This is a genomic window from Winogradskyella epiphytica (assembly GCF_003217215.1).
GTDB classification, from domain to species: domain Bacteria; phylum Bacteroidota; class Bacteroidia; order Flavobacteriales; family Flavobacteriaceae; genus Winogradskyella; species Winogradskyella epiphytica.
In genome coordinates, this window is sequence record NZ_QJTD01000003.1 from 1 (window position 1) to 16,529 (window position 16,529).

A 16,529-nucleotide genomic window follows, 5' to 3' on the forward strand; every position below is an offset into this window, starting at 1 on the left:
TTGCTAAATCTGGACTAATATATGAGGATAGTTACAGAAGTTCTTTGGTGAGAAATTAATGCTTTTTTACTTGTTTTTTACCACAGTACTTTGTTGTGTGTAGTGTTTTTACATTAGAATATGATTCTATTCAGAGTTTGGATTCATATGTCTGTTTTATTTCCACAATTTTAAGAAAAAATGGTTCGATGTCTAATACGATGGACATTATGTTTTTAAAAATTAACTTATATCGTAAGTCTTTTAAGGATAAACATTTGTATCAGTAATGATTTGCATAATCAAAAATAATTATACAATATAAAGCGACACATTGCAATCGACATAGAGCCGAAAAATATTATGATTATTTTGTAAATAAACTCAATTAATCTTGTAACTGTATATTTTCCAACATATCTAAATTAAGCTTACCGTAAAACTCCAAAATTACAACAAAAGAGATTTAGTTATATTTTTTTTGTTTTTTTCCTTAAATAACTCCAAAGATATATCAAGCTTGATCCAGATATAAATCCAATTAAACTTGTTGATGTATCTTTTCCAATTATCAAAAAGTATCCACAAAATAAAATTCCCAAAATTCCAACTACAAGTATTAAATCATTTGTTTTCATATTTATATATTTTAAATTATTTTCTTATTTGACGCATAGTAATAAATATTGTTACAAAATTTTGTAATTTAATTTGGATTATATAACTATTAATCAAGAATCATTTCTGTTTTTACATTACACACAACGGTCTCGGCTATGAGTAGTTGCGTGGGTTAGCAGTTAACTTTGCAAGTACACACCAAACTGAAAATCCGCGAGGATTTTCAGAAGTAGGCGAGAACAAGCAATTACTTATAGCCATTGTTGTGGTGCGTTATTTTTCAGGTTTCAATTCAGTTAGTCCGTATGGATTGCCATATTCAAAACACTTTATCAAATTAACTTCGCCACTTGATTTTATTCCTATAATGTAAAACTTTTCGTCATTAACCACATAGCTTTGAACAAAGTATCCGTGAGGTTTAGAAATTAATTCATTTGGTTGTCTATCATTAAAAAGTCCATTAAGTTTTACAATATTTATTTCCTGTTCATTAACTTTTTCTAAAGAAGTGATATTCTCAAGGCTTGCTAAATATTCAATTGCCAACAGACTTGCTCCATCCTTGTCTACAGATACTAAACGTTCAGTTTTCCAAAGACTTTTAATTTTTTTTCCGATTTCAATCCATCCGTCAATTCCCTTCACCAATCGATCGCCAATTAAAAAAACGTTAACTATAGCGTTTATTGATGCGAGAATAACAAATAAATCCGCTCCAGGTCCAATATTTACTTCTTTAACTTTTTCAACTGAACCAAGTCCAAGTAATTCCTCGATTTCCTTTCGGTTTTGTTCAGAAAGTCCGCCGTCACTATGAATAACGTCATCAAATTTTTCGTTTACAAATAGTATTTCCATAGGTTCGTTTTAATGCACCACAACGGTTTTGTGTATGGTTAGTTGCGTGATTTATGCACTAAAGTTAGCAAATAAAAACCGAATGGAAAATCCGCGAGGATTTTCGTAAGTATGCGAAAACTAAGCAATTAATTATACACGGTGTTATATAGATACTTCCCTCCTTTTCTTTTGTTTTCCTTGAAACCCTTTATACATAGGCTTTTATAGTTTTTACAGAATGTAATATAGTGCAACAAAATGCACTTAAATGTTTGTTTTGTTATACCACTTGTTGTACCTTAGTATTCGGTTGCTCTCTTTTGCATGCCTAAAAACCAGTACTTTATGTCTTCAATAAAACTAATACTAAGAACAGATAAGATGGATAAAGCAGGTGAATCTCCTCTTTATATAAGAATTATCAAAGATCGTAAAACTAAATTCATTTCATTAAGCCTAAAATTAAAACCTAATGAATGGGATGAAGATAAGCAAAAAGTAAAAAAGAATCATAGCAACTCTACAAGACTAAATGCTTACATATCTCAAAAGGTAGCAGATGCAAAAGGCGAAATTGCAGACTTAGAAAGAAGGAATCAATCTACAACAGCTAGAAAACTAAAAGAAGCCATTAAAGGAAAGCCTCTAACTAACTTTTTTGAATACGCTGATAATCGTTGCGAAAAGCTAAAAGATACCTTAGCATATTCCACGTATAAGAACTATAAAACCTACTTAAATAAATTTGAAAAGTTTGTAGGCCATCGTGAGTTAATGTTTGAAGATATTACAGTAACAACACTTAAAGATTACGCCTCTTATTGTAGTTCTAAGTTAGGCAACAATAATACAACTATAAATTTCTCATTGAAGATTCTTCAAATAATGTTTAAAGAAGCTCAAAGAGAAGATTTGATACCATTAGATTTATTTCCATTTAGCAAATTTAGAGTTAAAAAAGAGAAAAGTACTAAGCGCTATTTAACAGACGAACAATTAGATACTTTTATTAAATTAGAAGTTTCTAATGAACACAAAGCTCAAATCATTAAAGACATGTTTATCTTTTCTGTATTCGCTGGTGGTTTAAGGTTTGGTGATATGATTGAGCTAAAATGGAAGAATTATGATAAAAAAAACAGCAAAATAACTAAGGTTATCAGGAAAACTAATAGGCAGCATAGCATTAGAATTGGTCAGAAAGCAGTTGATATATTAAATAAGTATACACATAAAGACCAGACGCAAGAAGATATAATTTTTCCCTTTGCAAATATTGATGATGCATATTTTACGGATAAAGAACATAGAAATTTATTACTAAATAGAGCGATAGCATTAAGCAACATGTATTTAAGTAAAATGGGGAAAAAGCTAGAATTACCTTTTAATCTATCCTTTCATATTAGCCGGCATACATTTGCTACAAGGGCATTAAACAATGGTATGCGTATAGAACACGTTTCTAAACTTATGGACCATTCAGATATTGGTATTACCCAAGTGTATGCAAAAATTATAAGTAGTGAATTAGATAACGCAGTAGATAAATACATCAATTAATATGGGTGAATATTCAAAAATAGAATTATTGTTGTTAAACAAATTCACGGAAGCTATTGATAATTTTATTCAATCAGCTATTTACTCTCAAAGGGATAAGGATAAATTAATGTATAGTTCTTGTGTTAATGATGAAGAAAAAGATGTATTTACCAAAAAGGAGATTAAGAAAATGCAAAAGAAACTCGCTAAATGCAGTCCAGATATTGCAGAGTTTTTAAGATGCTATATAAGCCCAACCGAATTTGATTTATCAGGTGATAATTATGATCAATACAGGGTAAGATTAATTAGAAATTTTCTATCACAAGAGTTTGATGATGTTTTAGAAGTCTTAACAATGAAGTTTAAAAAGGTAGAAGATGTCGAGAATCTTGATGAATTAGAATGGGAAGAAATGATTGAAGAAGGGTATTTTGGTATTGATAATAAGTTTATGTCGCATTTTATCAAATATATGGCGATTGCAGATAGACTAACAACTTTCAAGAGTATATTGAAAAGTGTAGAGAAAGAAAAAAAACAACAAGAAAGAGAGAAATTGACCAATCCAGTAATGACCTACACCAACTACCAAAACGATGAATCTAAAAACGTTTTTATTGTAGAAGAATTAGAAAAACGTTTAGCAATAGAAGCAGTAGGATACAAACGTAAACTTGATGATGAATGGGAAAAATACACTTTTGACCCTATGTATTTTGATAACTTCATATCTGGCGACTTATACAATGAGTTTTTAAAATCATTATATGAAAGAATTAAACCCTTAAACGACTTTGAAATTAATAAATACCTAACATTATCGGTAAATCAATTTAAAACCCATACACCAGAAAAACGAGTAGAAGCATTTAAAAGACTATATCACGATACGTATTGGTTTCCAAATTATATGGAATACAAAGAAGAAACCTATTTATCTAAATATGCAATGCACGTTTGGAAACATTATACTAAACATTTTGAGTTATTTAAAGAAGCTACAATAAATGCTTTAAACGATTTTAAAAATGGTATCACATCTACATCTAAAAAACCATCTAAAAAACCATCTAAAGAATTAAAGAAAGATTTCAATTCTCTTATTCCACAAACCAACAAACAAGAATATATTTTACAGTTACTTGAAGATTTAAGTATAACGCTAAATGGCACTAGCATTTTAACACCAAGAAAGAAAGGTGCATTAAGGGGAGTGATAGAAGCATTAAGGGAAAAGATGATAATTCCGAATATTGGTTTATCAACGTTATGCAATGTTTTTGCAGATAAAATAAATTTAGAATTAAGGTCAGAATTAGATGCATCTACAACATCAGAGAATTACAAAAAGGAAGCATTACAGTACATTAAAAACAACCCAATACATTAAAATACACCTGTTATAAGGGTATTATAAGGGTGACCCTATAGCTACCTATGTTTAGGGCAATATTGCGGTATAATTTTAAAAATATATCGTAATGGAAGCAATTATTTTAAGCACCCAACAGTACAAAGATTTAGTTAATCGTTTAGACGCTTTAAACAAGCAATTAGAGGAAAAACAAAAGAAGCCTCAAGACACTTTTTTAGACAATCAAGAATTTCTTCAGTTAATGAATATTAGCAAACGTACCGCTCAAACTTGGCGTGACGAAGGCATTGTATCATTTTCACAGATAGGCTCTAAAATCTATTATAGAATGAGTGATGTTCAAAAGCTTTTAGACAAAAACTATAAAGCTGCATTTTCTAACAAACGTAAGTATTAATCCTTAAATCTGTAAAGTTATGAGTAATGCTGTACCATTAAACCCTCAATTTGAGAGTTTAGAAGAGCCTAATACAATTATTAGACATATTAATGGCTTGATAGAAACTAAAGAGGTTAAACACACTAATATCTTATCTAAACTTTTAAACCAATTTAATAAAGTAGACTTTGAGAGAGTAGCAAACCCAAGTGTTCACGACAATTTTAAACTAACAAATAAACACTATTCAATTATTTCAATTGATACTGTTTTAAATGTAGCTAAAAGTAATAATTGGGGTTTATGTAAAAATCATAGTTTCATTTATTTATACAATGGTTCTTATTGGAGTGAAATTGACAAAGAAGCATTTCAAAAATTTTTAGGTAAAGCAGCTGAAAAAATGGGTGTGCCTAAATTTTCTGCGAAATATTATAAATTCAAAAAGGAATTATACGAACAATTTTTGGCAACCGCTTACCTGGAAGCTATACCACCATCAGCCGACAATGTTTTAATAAATTTAAAAAATGGAACATTTGAAATAAATGCAGATGGTACTCAAATAAGACCATTTAACCCTAATGACTTTATTACATATCAATTACCTTTTGAATATAATCCAGAAGCAGAAGCACCAATATTTAAAGCATATTTAGATGAAGTGTTACCAGATAAAGAGCGTCAAAATGTATTAGCAGAATTTTTAGGTTTTCTTTTTATAAAACACAATAGCAATAGGCTCAAAGAAGAAAAAGCATTAATTCTATATGGTGGTGGAGCAAATGGAAAATCTGTATTTTTTCAAGTTGTTAGTGCCTTACTTGGTGATGAAAACACAAGTAATTATTCTTTACAGAGCTTAACAAATGAGAATGGCTATTTCAGAGCAAAAATTGCTAACAAATTAGTGAATTATGCATCAGAAATTAATGGCAAATTAGAAAGCTCAATTTTTAAACAATTAGTTTCAGGTGAACCTGTAGAAGCTCGATTACCTTATGGTGAACCTTTTACTTTAAAACAATATGCAAAATTAATATTCAATTGTAATGATCTGCCAAAAGAGGTAGAACAGACAAACGCATATTTTAGGCGATTTTTAATTATTCCTTTTGATGTTACCATTCCACCAGAAAGGCAAGACAAAAACCTACATAATAAAATTATAGAAACAGAACTATCAGGTGTCTTTAATTGGGTTTTAGAAGGCTTAAATCGTTTATTAGAACAAAAAGGCTTTTCAAAATGTACAGCAGCAGAAGAAGCAGTTGCAGATTATAAAAAACAATCGGACAGCGTTAAAATGTTTATTGATGAAAACGATTATGTTGTTTCCCCAAATGAGTATACGCTTATAAAAGAGTTGTACCCACATTACAGACAGTATTGTTATGAAGATGGTTTTAAACCAGTAAGTAAAGTCAATTTTTCTAAAAGGCTAAAAAACTATAAAATAATAGTAGAGCGTGTAACAGGTAATAAACTAGCAGCTTTTATTACAAAGGAAATTCCCTATTAAAAAAAAGATGTTTAAAAGCAGTAATTAAAATAACTAAAGTAACAGTAAGAGTTACTAAAGTTACTAAAGTTACCCTCTAGAGAAAACTTTTTATGAGCCAATATAGATACACTTTTGAAAAAGGCAGCAAAAAACATCGTTGTCCAGCTTGTCATAAAAAACGCTTTGTAAGATATGTTGATGCAGAAACACAGCAATATTTACCTGATAATTATGGAAGATGTGATAGAGAGATTAATTGCGGTTATCATTTAAACCCATATAAAAATGGTTATGCAAAAGATAATACAATTAAGAACGATTTTCTATATCAAATTAATATACCGTTAGAAAAGCCAAAACAAGTATTTATTCCAAAAGAAGTGTTTTACAAAACAAGAATGGCTTATCAAGAAAATGATTTTATTCAAAATTTACTGAACAATATTGCATACCCCTTTAAAGCTGATGATGTTGAGAAAATTATTGCACAATATCATTTAGGTACTATAACAAAAGGATATTGTAAAGGTGGTACAACATTTCCTTTTATCGATATTCAAAACAATGTTAGAGCAATTCAAGTGAAAACATTCAATAAATCAAACCATACGATAAACACAAATTTTTTACACGCCATTATAGAAAAGCATTGCATTAACAATCAAAAAGAAATTCCACAATGGCTAAAAGATTATAACAACAATGACACTAAAGTATCTTGTTTATTCGGTGAGCATCTATTGTCTAAATATCCTCACAATCCAATAGCATTAGTCGAAGCACCAAAAACAGCAATCTATAGTACATTGTATTTTGGCTTTCCTAACAACCCTAAAAATTTGCTTTGGTTAGCGGTTTATAATTTAAGTAGTTTAAATCTAAAAAAATGTAAGGCCTTAAAAGGTCGTAAAGTATTCCTCTTTCCAGATTTATCTAAAGAAAGTAAAGCATATAACTTGTGGTCTACTAAAGCTCAAAATATTCAATCAAAATTAGAAAACTCAACTTTCATTGTTTCAAACTTATTAGAGCAATTTGCACCTAATCAAGACAGAGATCAAGGCAAAGATATAGCAGACTATCTAATAAAATTGAATTGGCAAGATTTCAGAGAGAAACCAATTTTAAAGCCTAAACCAAAAACTACTTTAAATCAACCGAAAGTAGAACAGAAGTTAAAACCAGATTCAATTATTAAAAAGTCTAAAGTTAAGGCTCAACCAATTGAAGCAATTAAAATAGATGACAATATATTTAATAAAACCTGTGAAGATAAGCAAGTCTTAAATTGGGACAAGGAGATAAAAGAACTTAACGATTTTTTTGAATCTATTACATTGTCGAAAAACCCTATAAAACTTAATGATTGTACTATGATTTTAGATGTTTCTAAATTTATAAATAGTCATATGTTAACCATTAAGTCAAACAATGGTAATTTGATTTATAAACCCTATTTATCAAGGCTTCAAGAGGTGAAATCACTATTAAGCGATTATTAGTTTTTACTTATATTATCAATACTAAATCATATTAATCAAAAATATAACGCAAGACATTATATAAATACAATGTAAATACTATATATTTATTGCTTCAAATCACAAGCTTTTATGAACCGAATTAAAGAAGTTTTAGAAGAAAAGGGTATTAAACAGGTCTGGTTAGCAGATAAGTTAGGTAAAAGTTTTAATACTGTAAATGGTTATGTTCAAAACAGAAACCAGCCTACACTTGAAGTCCTTTATGATATTGCTAAAATATTAAATGTAGATATAAAAGATTTGATTGTTTCTAATAAAGAAATCGATAACTAATGCCAACAGAAAAAGAATTACTTGCAGAAATTGAAGCTCTAAAAAAGAAATTAGAGATTTCAAATAATAGAATAAAAACAGAAAAATATGGTATCACTTGGTTAGATGTTCCAGAAGCTTTTGAAGAAGAATCTGAAAACCAATTACCAATTTTAACAGAGGTAAAAGACAAAGCAATTAAAAATAATGATGGTAAACCAACCCATTTATTAATTGAAGGTGATAATTACCATTCTTTAACTTGTCTAAATTATACACACAAAAATAAAATTGACTTAATCTATATAGACCCACCTTATAACACAGGTTCTGATGGTTTTAGGTATAAAGATAAAAGAATTTTAGATAAATATCCAGATGGCACAGAAGTGCCAAAAGACCACCCATTGAGGCATAGTTACTGGTTGTCGTTTATGAATAAAAGGTTAGAATTAGCACATAATCTTTTAAAAGATGATGGTACTATGTTTATTTCCATTAATGAGGTTGAATTTGCTGGTTTAAAATTGTTATGTGATAAAATTTTTCATCCTTCTAATTACCTAACAACATTTAATATAAAGGTAAGACACGAGGATAGAATTTTGAGAGGAGATAATGATTTTCACGAAACATCTGAATACTTATTGATGTATCGTAAATCAAATAAGTTCAAAACAATAAAGAGAGTTAAGGATAATACATCATTAAGTGCATATCAATATAAAGTAGTAGAGAAAATAGACAACCCAAATATTGCTAATATTGCAGGGAGAGAGGTACATATATTTAAAGCAGGCGAATATGAAATTGAAAGAGTTGAGCCTTCTACAGAAGCTCTAAAAGAATATAATATTCGAGGTTCTTTAATTACCCAGAGTGGTTCTGCATCTGAATATTATGAACTAAACTTAAGAAGTAGAAAAGAAAGTGATGGTTTAGGTACGTTGTATAAGGTAATTGATATGGGTACTCGTGGTGATGGTTTAGGTTATCGTTATATTCGCCAACCATTTGATACAACTGGTACTAATGGTTTTTATTATCAAGGTTTACCATTAAACAAAAAAGACACTAAACTTGTTCCTTATCCTAACTTCTATGATTTTGAAGAGATTTTTAATAATGTTGGTTATGAAGGTGGTATCAAGTTTACAAATGGTAAAAAACCAGTTGATTTTTTAAAGTTTGTTTTTAGTATTGGTACTCATAACAAAAATTCAATAATATTAGATTTTTTTGCAGGTAGCGGCTCAACAGGTCAAGCAGTATTAGAGCAAAATAATATAGATCAAGGTAAGCGTCAGGTAATTTTATGTACTAATAATGAAGCAAATATTGCTCACGAAGTCACCCACCCAAGACTTAATAATGTAATAAATGGTTATCAACAAAAAAAAAACCAAAAAGACACTCTGTTCGAATTAACTTTAAATAAAGGGAATCTTGAAGATAACTCATCAATATTAGAAGCTATTGATAAATACACTAATGAACCCTATAAAAGTCAATATGATGATATAAAAGTAGAAGTTAAAAAGGGAAGGTTTATAATTAGTGGTTATACAAAAAAGCAAAACAAAATTACAGGGCTTGGTAATTCTTTAAAATATTACAAAACAGATTTTGTTGGATCTAATAATATATTATCAGCAACAGATGAAGATAAATCTAATTTAGCACATAAAGCAGGTTATTTACTTTCAATAGCAGAAAACACTTTAGAAGAAATAGAATTAAGTAAATGTTATCAATTATTTGGAAATGATAAAAAGGTAACAGCTATTTATTTTAAAGAAGAGTTAACCGAAATGGAAGCCTTTTTAGATAAAGTAGAGAGCATAAAAAAACCAATAGCATTATATTTATTTAGTTGGGGCAATAGAAGTGAGTTTGAGAGTTTATTTGACCATTTAGACCATATTACTATCAAAACAATTCCTCAACCAATTTTAGAGATTTACAAAAAAATATACAATATAGTAACTGTATGAGCAAATTCAGTCCTTTAGACTTTCAAAAGAAAGCAATAGATAAATTAACATCAAGTTTTATTAGACTTTGGGAGCAAACAAAACCTCAAAGACATTTAGTGTTTAAATCCCCAACAGGTAGTGGTAAAACATTTATGGTTTCAAATTTTGTCCACGGCCTTAATGCGTTACCAAATTGGGATTATGACAAGGCTTTTATTTGGATTACTTTTTCTGATGATTTAGCAATGCAGAGTAAAGATAAGTTTCAAGAATATTTTGATTCTAATTTAGAAAATGGATTGCTTACAGTTAATGATTTTAAACAAGGTAAGTTTTATAAGAATGATATTCTATTTATCAATTGGCAAAAATTAGTTTCTACCAGTGCTGATAATAGAGTGTTAAGGAGACCAGATGATAAAGTCTTATTAAAAGAACAGGGTTATTATTTTGAAGATTTAATTGAAAACACGCATAAAGAAGGAAGGGAAATCATACTTATTGTAGATGAAAGCCACATAAGTAGTAGAACAAATTTAGCACAAAATATAATTGATATAATAAATCCAAAAGTAATACTAAACGTTTCTGCAACACCAAAGTATATCCCAAATAGAGATGAAGAAGATGAAGGTCTTGCAGGTTATGTAAGAGTTAATAGAAATGATGTCGTAGCCGAGGGATTAATCAAAGAAAAAATAGCAGTTCAAACAGAAGAAGATTTAATAAAATACCCTAATAAAGATTTAGACGAATTATTACTGGAGCTAGCAATTAAAAAGCAATTAGAATTAAAACAAGAATTTAAAGATTTGGGGAAAGAAATTAACCCTTTAGTATTAATTCAATTACCAAATGATGATAGTAAATTAAAAGAGTCTAATCAAAAAACAAAAGAACAAATAGTACTTGATTATCTTACTAAAAAGAAAATAGACGTAGAGCGTAAAGTTGCTTCATGGTTTGATGGTAAACAGAAAAACATGGATTTCATTACTCATAATGAAAGTGATATTGATTTTATGTTGTTCAAACAAGCAGCAGGAACAGGATGGGATTGTCCAAGAGCCCACGTTTTAGTAATGTTTAGGGAAATAAATTCAGCATCATTTTACACACAGACTATTGGTAGAATTTTAAGGATGCCAGAACCTAATGCTAAAGACGATTATAAAAACAATCCTAATTTAAGAACAGGTTATCTATTTACTAACTACAAACGTAATGATGTAGAAATTCCAGATCAAACACTAAAAAACAAACCTTTTATTTATACTTCTACAAGAAAGGATAATATTGAAAATATAAAAGGTCTATATTCAGATTTTGTATCAAGGGTTGATTATGGTGATTTAGGTCACGCAGTAAAATTTCAAATGTCATTTTTAAGTTCCTTTAATGACTTTTTTGATGTTGAAGAAAAAGACCATCCAATTAGTATTAGAGAAAAAATCGCAGCAAAAGGAGTAGATATAAACCCAACAGTTACCAATAAATTAATTGTCGATGCAGTATTTACAGATTATGATAAAATAAATCTTGACTACGCTAAAAAAGGTCATGAAGAAGATTACGAAATATCAAGGAATGATGTGGAAAAAATGTTCAATTTATATTGCTATCAATTATTAACAGAGCAAACAGAAACAGAAGCAAAAGTATCTAACGTTGCTCGTTCTTGGTCACCTTTAAAATCAGCATTTAGAGTATGGTTTAAGAGCATTTTTGACCAAGATAGTAATTTGTATTATCGCATATTAATTAATGATTTAAACAAAGAGCAATCAAGTATATTTCGTCAGGCATTAACCAAAACATTAAAAACATATTACCCAATTAAAAAAGCGTTTTTAGAAAAGCGTAAGACTGAAATAGAAAAACGAGAAGCACCTTTGTTTGAAATCAAAGAAGAATATACCTTTACAGATGATTATGCAGAATTAACCAAAGATGAAGGTACTTCAGAATTAAGTGTAGTTCAACCTTTTTATTTAAAGAAACAATACAATGGTAGAGTAAACGAATTAAAGTTTTTAAACTATTTAGAACAACATAAAGATAAAATAGATTGGTGGTTTAAAAATGGCGATTCAGGTAAAGAATACTATTGCTTAAAATATTTTAATACAGGTAAGAAAGAAGAAGCATTATTTTACCCAGATTGGATAATTAAATTCAAAGATGGTAGAATAGGCATATTTGACACAAAGAGTGGTAATACAGCACAAAATCCAGAAGGTAGAGCAGAAGGTCTAGCAAATAAATTAAAAGTTTTGAATAAAGAAGGCGGCAATTATGTAGGTGGTTTAGTTGTTTTGGAAAATAATCAATGGTATTATTTCAATAATGAAAAGTATCTCACGGAGGATAAGGGAGATAAAGTAAGTTTTGATTATAATTATACACCAGGTAAATTAACACAACATTGGAAATTGTTTTCAAGCTTATTTAAATAAACGAAGATATATTTGGTATCTTTTTTGTATATTTAATTACAAAATTCATTATATCATGAACACTAGAAAAGGAACAATAAAAAAAAATACTGATTACTCCAAAATTAGAGTAACCTCTAATGGTGCTTTTTATATGCGTAGTGAGGATATTTTTAATAATAAAACAGAATCTTTGTCCTTATTATCAAAACTTTCTAAAGCTCTTGATAGATACAAGTCAAATCAGACTAACAGTATTGCTAAAACTAAACTGAGAGTAAAGCAGATTTAAATGCCTAAATTTGACTTGCTTCTACTTCCACTCTTAGGGGGCTATGTTTTTTTAATAACATTTAAACTAACTAAGTTTTATCACCAAAGAATAGAAAGACAAAGATTGATATTTAATTCATTAATCTTGGCTTTTTTTGTATCACTATTAGGATTATTTTTAGATGAATATGTTTTGAAAAGTGCATGCTTGATCAACATTAGAGAGTCACTTGGAAATATAATACCTATAAATTATTCCGGTTTAAATCATTCTATTTTAATATTCTTGATTGCTTTTCCTTTTGCTAAATTTTTGAATTTTCTAATTAGTAATCGCTATATGTTAAATTATGTAGTAGATAAATGGGGGGATGAATATGAGAAGTTATTTTGGTCTTCATTACAAAGTAAAAATGATGAAGACAAACTCTTAATGATAACAACAAAAAATAATAAAGTATATGTTGGTTATGTTAGCAGAATTTCAGAGCCTATAGGTAATTCACATATTACAATTATTCCTAATTTTAGTGGTTATAGAGATAAAGATACTCAAGAATTTATTCTTACAACAGATTACATATCAGTCTTACAATATTTTATAAAAAACGATCAAGAGAGACTAATTGATGATAAAATGGGGATTTTAATCCCGAAATCTGAAATAATTTTAGTTTCTAAATTTGACTATAATGTTTTTGATAGATTTAATAATTTTTTAGAAGAACCAAATCTAAGAGAACAGAAACTCTAGTCCCCACAACACAAAACCCAGTATTTTGCGAAAAAGCAAAACCCCTCTGTCTTTTGTGTTGTTCCCCGCCCAGCCGCCTAGTTGTTTTTATGTCACAATAGTTGTACCCAACGCTATAATAGCACATTGCTTGTTTTATTTAAAAGTATCTATTTTTAGAAAATTGTACAATAAAAAAGCAAAGAGCTATTGCCAACGCTCAAACAACTATGCCGCCATAAAAACAACCCCAAGCTATGTTTACATAATGCGTAGTTATAGAACAGCCGCTTCACCCACACTAGCCCAAAGCTCTCCTATAACTGTCATTATGTAAAATATCCGCTCAGCCCACGCGCACATCCGAACAACCAACAAACAACCGTATAAATTGAAACTGTAGTACTACCAATCCCTCACGATTATAATTTCCACTTTTCCCCAACCACCCTTTTCAGCGGTAATAAAAAAATAGGTTTAGAAACTTTAGTACTACGCCATAGCACATTCCTTTTTCGCCTTACCCTGGGCAAAAGCCCAAGGAGTCAAAAAAGAAAAGAGCTATCGGCTACAAGTCCAGTATGCGTAGCGTGTTTAAAAGCTGCTTTACCAAGCAACAATTTAAAACGCTACCCATACAACCGCTTCACCCACCCCTCAATGTAGAACTAAAACCTATTTTTTTAAGTGTTAATACCCCAAAAAGTGATTAACATTGTTACTCCTTTACAATAGAAAGATGGTTATAAAATATAAAAAAGCATGCAAATATATGTGCCTTCCTTCAGCCAACGCTAAAGCCTATCAAGGTCAAGCCCTACGGGTTACGGAAAAAATCTCCACCTTCCAGGTAGTATTTTTCCCGTAAACCTTGACAGCCTTACCCACGTCACATTCAACATAGCTGTCTTTTTTCTTTTCAAAAAAAAATAATGGTGCGAAGCATAGCGAAGCAATTTTAAATTGGATAGCTATGTCAACTTTTGAACTAAAAACACACCAAGTCGGAAGAACCTACTCAAACCCTCATTTTTTCATCTTAAATAAAGGTCTAAATAGTGGAAAACCACTACCAGATCCTTGCCCTAACTGTTTTGTTGTAATCACAAAGACAGAAACAGATAAAAATACCCTTTTTTACTTGTCGATGATGTTGCAAATAGGCGGTTTCTACGCTCACTATTTAAAAGGAAGTGTTATTCCGTTCATATCAATAGATGATTGCAGAAACACGCTTAAAAAAGGCTTAATATCAAACAGAAACAACTCTGGTCAGATACAAAAGCTTATTAATGTTGTTGAGGTTATTACTAAAAAACAAAATGAGCTTCAAAATACAATTAATAAAATGTCCGATTTGAAGATGGCGTATATCCGTAATTGTTTCAATCTAATGCAAAGTAAAGTTGTCTAATGCAAAGGCATCGTAAGTGCCTAGAACATTAACAAAAAGGCATTATTTTCGTTATATTAATAGAGTTAAATAGGTTTAAAAGCAATATCAAGTCCGTACCAAATCCGAACGAGTATTAATTTTAAATATTTATAAAGATGGGGAAAATAGCCCAAGGAATTTTAGGAGGCTTATCTGGTAAGGTAGGTAACATTATAGGCGGTAGCTGGAAAGGTATTGACTATATTAGAATTAAGCCATCAAGCGTGGCAAACCCTCGTACAGAGGGGCAAGTTAATCAACGTAATAAATTCACTATTACATTGGAGTATCTACAAGCAAATAAAGATTTTGTAAAGATCGGTTATAAGGCTTTTGCAACTAAGAAAACAGAATTTAATGCTGCTATGTCTTATGTGCTGAATAATGCTGTAGGCGGTTCTGCACCGAACTTTACTATTGATTACTCTTTAGCTTTACTAAGTAGAGGTGGTTTATCTAGTGTTCTAAATGGTGCAACTGATTTAGCTACTCCTGGTCAAGTTGCTTTTAGTTGGGATGATAACTCAGCAGAAGGAAATGCAAATGTAACCGACAAAGCAATGGTTTTAGTTTACAATCCAAGTAAAAGGGAATCAATATCTATCCTTGATGGTGCTGATAGAACTGTAGGCTCTCAAGTGGTAACAATACCAAATACCTATGCAGGTGATACAGTAGAGCTTTTTATGGCATTTGTAACTGAAGATGGTAAAACAGTATCGAATAGTGTGTATTTAGGCTCTGGTACGGCAGCTTAATAACTTTAAGTTTAAATACATATTAAAAACCGTTTCTATTAATTTAGAAGCGGTTTTTTTATGCTTACAAATCACTTAATTATCAGGTTTAAAATGTTAGACCTATGTTATACCTATTTTAATAATATTTATTTTAAGCCTTTAAACACAACACATACAAAGGTATATTAATATAACACGGTGTTGTGCATAGTTATTTATTTTATTCCAACATTCGGTTTATTTTTGGTCTCCAATAGTCAATATTTTCTTCTATAGGCAAGTCAGTTTTATAGATACTATCCTCAACTGCTAATAATTCAGCATAAATTTTCGTGCCAATTTTTTCTAAATCCGAATATAATATGTCATCTCTGTATTTAATTTTATTAATTTCTTTATTAAATTTTCTCGCAAAACTCTCGTAAAGGTCAAATCGCAATTTCTGCATTTTCATCAGTTCTTTGAAATCCGTTGTGTCTTTTATCCACGATTTATTTTGATCAAATAATGCTTTTACTTCTGCATCTTTTAAGTTGGTCGATTTTAAGTAAAGTCCGTGAAACCACGATTCGTTTGAGTCAGAATTCAAATTAGCTTCTGCTTTAAAATCAGATGGTTTTATTTCCACGTTTTCAGACCAAAAAACCACGTGTTTTTTTAGAAAATAATATTCAATTTGAATTCTTGTATTCCAGTATATGATTCCAATTATAATAACTGAAATAATGGCTATAACGATTTTTTGGGTTTTTGTCATAATTATGCACAACGGTCTAGTGTATGAGTAGTAGCGGATATATAAGCACTACTTTTCGGTAAGCAATATACTCAAATAAACACAGAAACGGTTCGAGTTTGCACTCAAACCGCTATTACTTATACACATTGTTGT

The 16,529-nt window shown here is 29.8% G+C and carries 15 protein-coding genes; 12 read left to right on the plus strand and 3 right to left on the minus strand.

Annotated features, from left to right (window positions below):
* Positions 1 to 449: 449 nt before the first annotated feature.
* Positions 450 to 617, minus strand: coding sequence for a hypothetical protein (locus DFQ11_RS15170; protein WP_158524997.1), 168 nt, complete (start codon positions 615 to 617; stop codon positions 450 to 452).
* Between the two features lie 256 nt (positions 618 to 873).
* Entirely contained in the window at positions 874 to 1,461 is a 588-nt protein-coding gene (locus DFQ11_RS15110) for a hypothetical protein (RefSeq protein ID WP_146221517.1), read from the minus strand.
* A gap of 327 nt (positions 1,462 to 1,788) precedes the next feature.
* On the opposite strand from DFQ11_RS15110, the gene DFQ11_RS08960 reads away from it, so the two are divergent.
* The 12 genes from DFQ11_RS08960 (at position 1,789) to DFQ11_RS09015 (ending at position 15,655) form a co-directional block, all read left to right on the plus strand.
* Positions 1,789 to 3,006, plus strand: a complete 1,218-nt coding sequence (locus tag DFQ11_RS08960) for a site-specific integrase (RefSeq protein WP_110475548.1) — start codon at positions 1,789 to 1,791, stop codon at positions 3,004 to 3,006.
* A 1-nt stretch (position 3,007) separates the two neighbouring features.
* On the plus strand, positions 3,008 to 4,381 hold the full coding sequence (locus DFQ11_RS08965; protein WP_110475549.1) for a hypothetical protein: 1,374 nt from the start codon (positions 3,008 to 3,010) through the stop codon (positions 4,379 to 4,381).
* Positions 4,382 to 4,472: 91 nt separating this feature from the next.
* The gene (locus DFQ11_RS08970; RefSeq protein ID WP_110475550.1) at positions 4,473 to 4,763 is read left to right on the plus strand and encodes a helix-turn-helix domain-containing protein; all 291 of its coding nucleotides are present in this window, start codon (positions 4,473 to 4,475) and stop codon (positions 4,761 to 4,763) included.
* A 19-nt stretch (positions 4,764 to 4,782) separates the two neighbouring features.
* Positions 4,783 to 6,267 carry a DNA primase family protein gene (locus tag DFQ11_RS08975; protein ID WP_110475551.1) on the plus strand — a complete coding sequence of 495 codons (1,485 nt, stop codon included), beginning with the start codon at positions 4,783 to 4,785 and terminating at the stop codon, positions 6,265 to 6,267.
* 92 nt (positions 6,268 to 6,359) lie between these two features.
* Positions 6,360 to 7,751: a DUF6965 family protein gene (locus tag DFQ11_RS08980; protein ID WP_189343010.1), complete on the plus strand. Its 1,392-nt coding sequence runs from the start codon at positions 6,360 to 6,362 to the stop codon at positions 7,749 to 7,751.
* Between the two features lie 111 nt (positions 7,752 to 7,862).
* Positions 7,863 to 8,066 carry a helix-turn-helix domain-containing protein gene (locus tag DFQ11_RS08985; protein ID WP_110475552.1) on the plus strand — a complete coding sequence of 68 codons (204 nt, stop codon included), beginning with the start codon at positions 7,863 to 7,865 and terminating at the stop codon, positions 8,064 to 8,066.
* Positions 8,066 to 10,039 carry a DNA methyltransferase gene (locus tag DFQ11_RS08990; protein WP_110475553.1) on the plus strand — a complete coding sequence of 658 codons (1,974 nt, stop codon included), beginning with the start codon at positions 8,066 to 8,068 and terminating at the stop codon, positions 10,037 to 10,039. The genes DFQ11_RS08985 and DFQ11_RS08990 overlap by 1 nt, the downstream gene beginning before the upstream one ends.
* Positions 10,036 to 12,477 carry a DEAD/DEAH box helicase gene (locus DFQ11_RS08995; RefSeq protein WP_110475554.1) on the plus strand — a complete coding sequence of 814 codons (2,442 nt, stop codon included), beginning with the start codon at positions 10,036 to 10,038 and terminating at the stop codon, positions 12,475 to 12,477. Before DFQ11_RS08990 ends, DFQ11_RS08995 begins: the two co-directional genes overlap by 4 nt.
* Positions 12,478 to 12,532: 55 nt before the next feature.
* Positions 12,533 to 12,748 (plus strand): hypothetical protein, encoded by a 216-nt coding sequence (locus DFQ11_RS09000; RefSeq protein WP_110475555.1) that lies wholly within the window; start codon positions 12,533 to 12,535, stop codon positions 12,746 to 12,748.
* Positions 12,749 to 13,483 carry a hypothetical protein gene (locus DFQ11_RS09005; protein ID WP_110475556.1) on the plus strand — a complete coding sequence of 245 codons (735 nt, stop codon included), beginning with the start codon at positions 12,749 to 12,751 and terminating at the stop codon, positions 13,481 to 13,483. It begins immediately after the preceding gene.
* A 952-nt stretch (positions 13,484 to 14,435) separates the two neighbouring features.
* Positions 14,436 to 14,876, plus strand: a complete 441-nt coding sequence (locus DFQ11_RS09010) for a DUF6943 family protein (RefSeq protein ID WP_110475557.1) — start codon at positions 14,436 to 14,438, stop codon at positions 14,874 to 14,876.
* Positions 14,877 to 15,013: 137 nt separating this feature from the next.
* The gene (locus DFQ11_RS09015) at positions 15,014 to 15,655 is read left to right on the plus strand and encodes a DUF6266 family protein (protein WP_110475558.1); all 642 of its coding nucleotides are present in this window, start codon (positions 15,014 to 15,016) and stop codon (positions 15,653 to 15,655) included.
* A 202-nt stretch (positions 15,656 to 15,857) separates the two neighbouring features.
* On the opposite strand, the gene DFQ11_RS09020 is transcribed toward DFQ11_RS09015, so the two are convergent.
* Positions 15,858 to 16,394, minus strand: a complete 537-nt coding sequence (locus DFQ11_RS09020; protein WP_110475559.1) for a hypothetical protein — start codon at positions 16,392 to 16,394, stop codon at positions 15,858 to 15,860.
* Between the last annotated feature and the right edge of the window lie 135 nt (positions 16,395 to 16,529).

Bases quoted from the DNA above. Each gene is read 5' to 3' on its own strand.
- DFQ11_RS15170 (WP_158524997.1), bottom strand. From the start codon at position 617: ATGAAAACAAATGATTTAATACTTGTAGTTGGAATTTTGGGAATTTTA.
- DFQ11_RS15110 (WP_146221517.1), bottom strand. From the start codon at position 1,461: ATGGAAATACTATTTGTAAACGAAAAATTTGATGACGTTATTCATAGT.
- DFQ11_RS08960 (WP_110475548.1), top strand. From the start codon at position 1,789: ATGTCTTCAATAAAACTAATACTAAGAACAGATAAGATGGATAAAGCA.
- DFQ11_RS08965 (WP_110475549.1), top strand. From the start codon at position 3,008: ATGGGTGAATATTCAAAAATAGAATTATTGTTGTTAAACAAATTCACG.
- DFQ11_RS08970 (WP_110475550.1), top strand. From the start codon at position 4,473: ATGGAAGCAATTATTTTAAGCACCCAACAGTACAAAGATTTAGTTAAT.
- DFQ11_RS08975 (WP_110475551.1), top strand. From the start codon at position 4,783: ATGAGTAATGCTGTACCATTAAACCCTCAATTTGAGAGTTTAGAAGAG.
- DFQ11_RS08980 (WP_189343010.1), top strand. From the start codon at position 6,360: ATGAGCCAATATAGATACACTTTTGAAAAAGGCAGCAAAAAACATCGT.
- DFQ11_RS08985 (WP_110475552.1), top strand. From the start codon at position 7,863: ATGAACCGAATTAAAGAAGTTTTAGAAGAAAAGGGTATTAAACAGGTC.
- DFQ11_RS08990 (WP_110475553.1), top strand. From the start codon at position 8,066: ATGCCAACAGAAAAAGAATTACTTGCAGAAATTGAAGCTCTAAAAAAG.
- DFQ11_RS08995 (WP_110475554.1), top strand. From the start codon at position 10,036: ATGAGCAAATTCAGTCCTTTAGACTTTCAAAAGAAAGCAATAGATAAA.
- DFQ11_RS09000 (WP_110475555.1), top strand. From the start codon at position 12,533: ATGAACACTAGAAAAGGAACAATAAAAAAAAATACTGATTACTCCAAA.
- DFQ11_RS09005 (WP_110475556.1), top strand. From the start codon at position 12,749: ATGCCTAAATTTGACTTGCTTCTACTTCCACTCTTAGGGGGCTATGTT.
- DFQ11_RS09010 (WP_110475557.1), top strand. From the start codon at position 14,436: ATGTCAACTTTTGAACTAAAAACACACCAAGTCGGAAGAACCTACTCA.
- DFQ11_RS09015 (WP_110475558.1), top strand. From the start codon at position 15,014: ATGGGGAAAATAGCCCAAGGAATTTTAGGAGGCTTATCTGGTAAGGTA.
- DFQ11_RS09020 (WP_110475559.1), bottom strand. From the start codon at position 16,394: ATGACAAAAACCCAAAAAATCGTTATAGCCATTATTTCAGTTATTATA.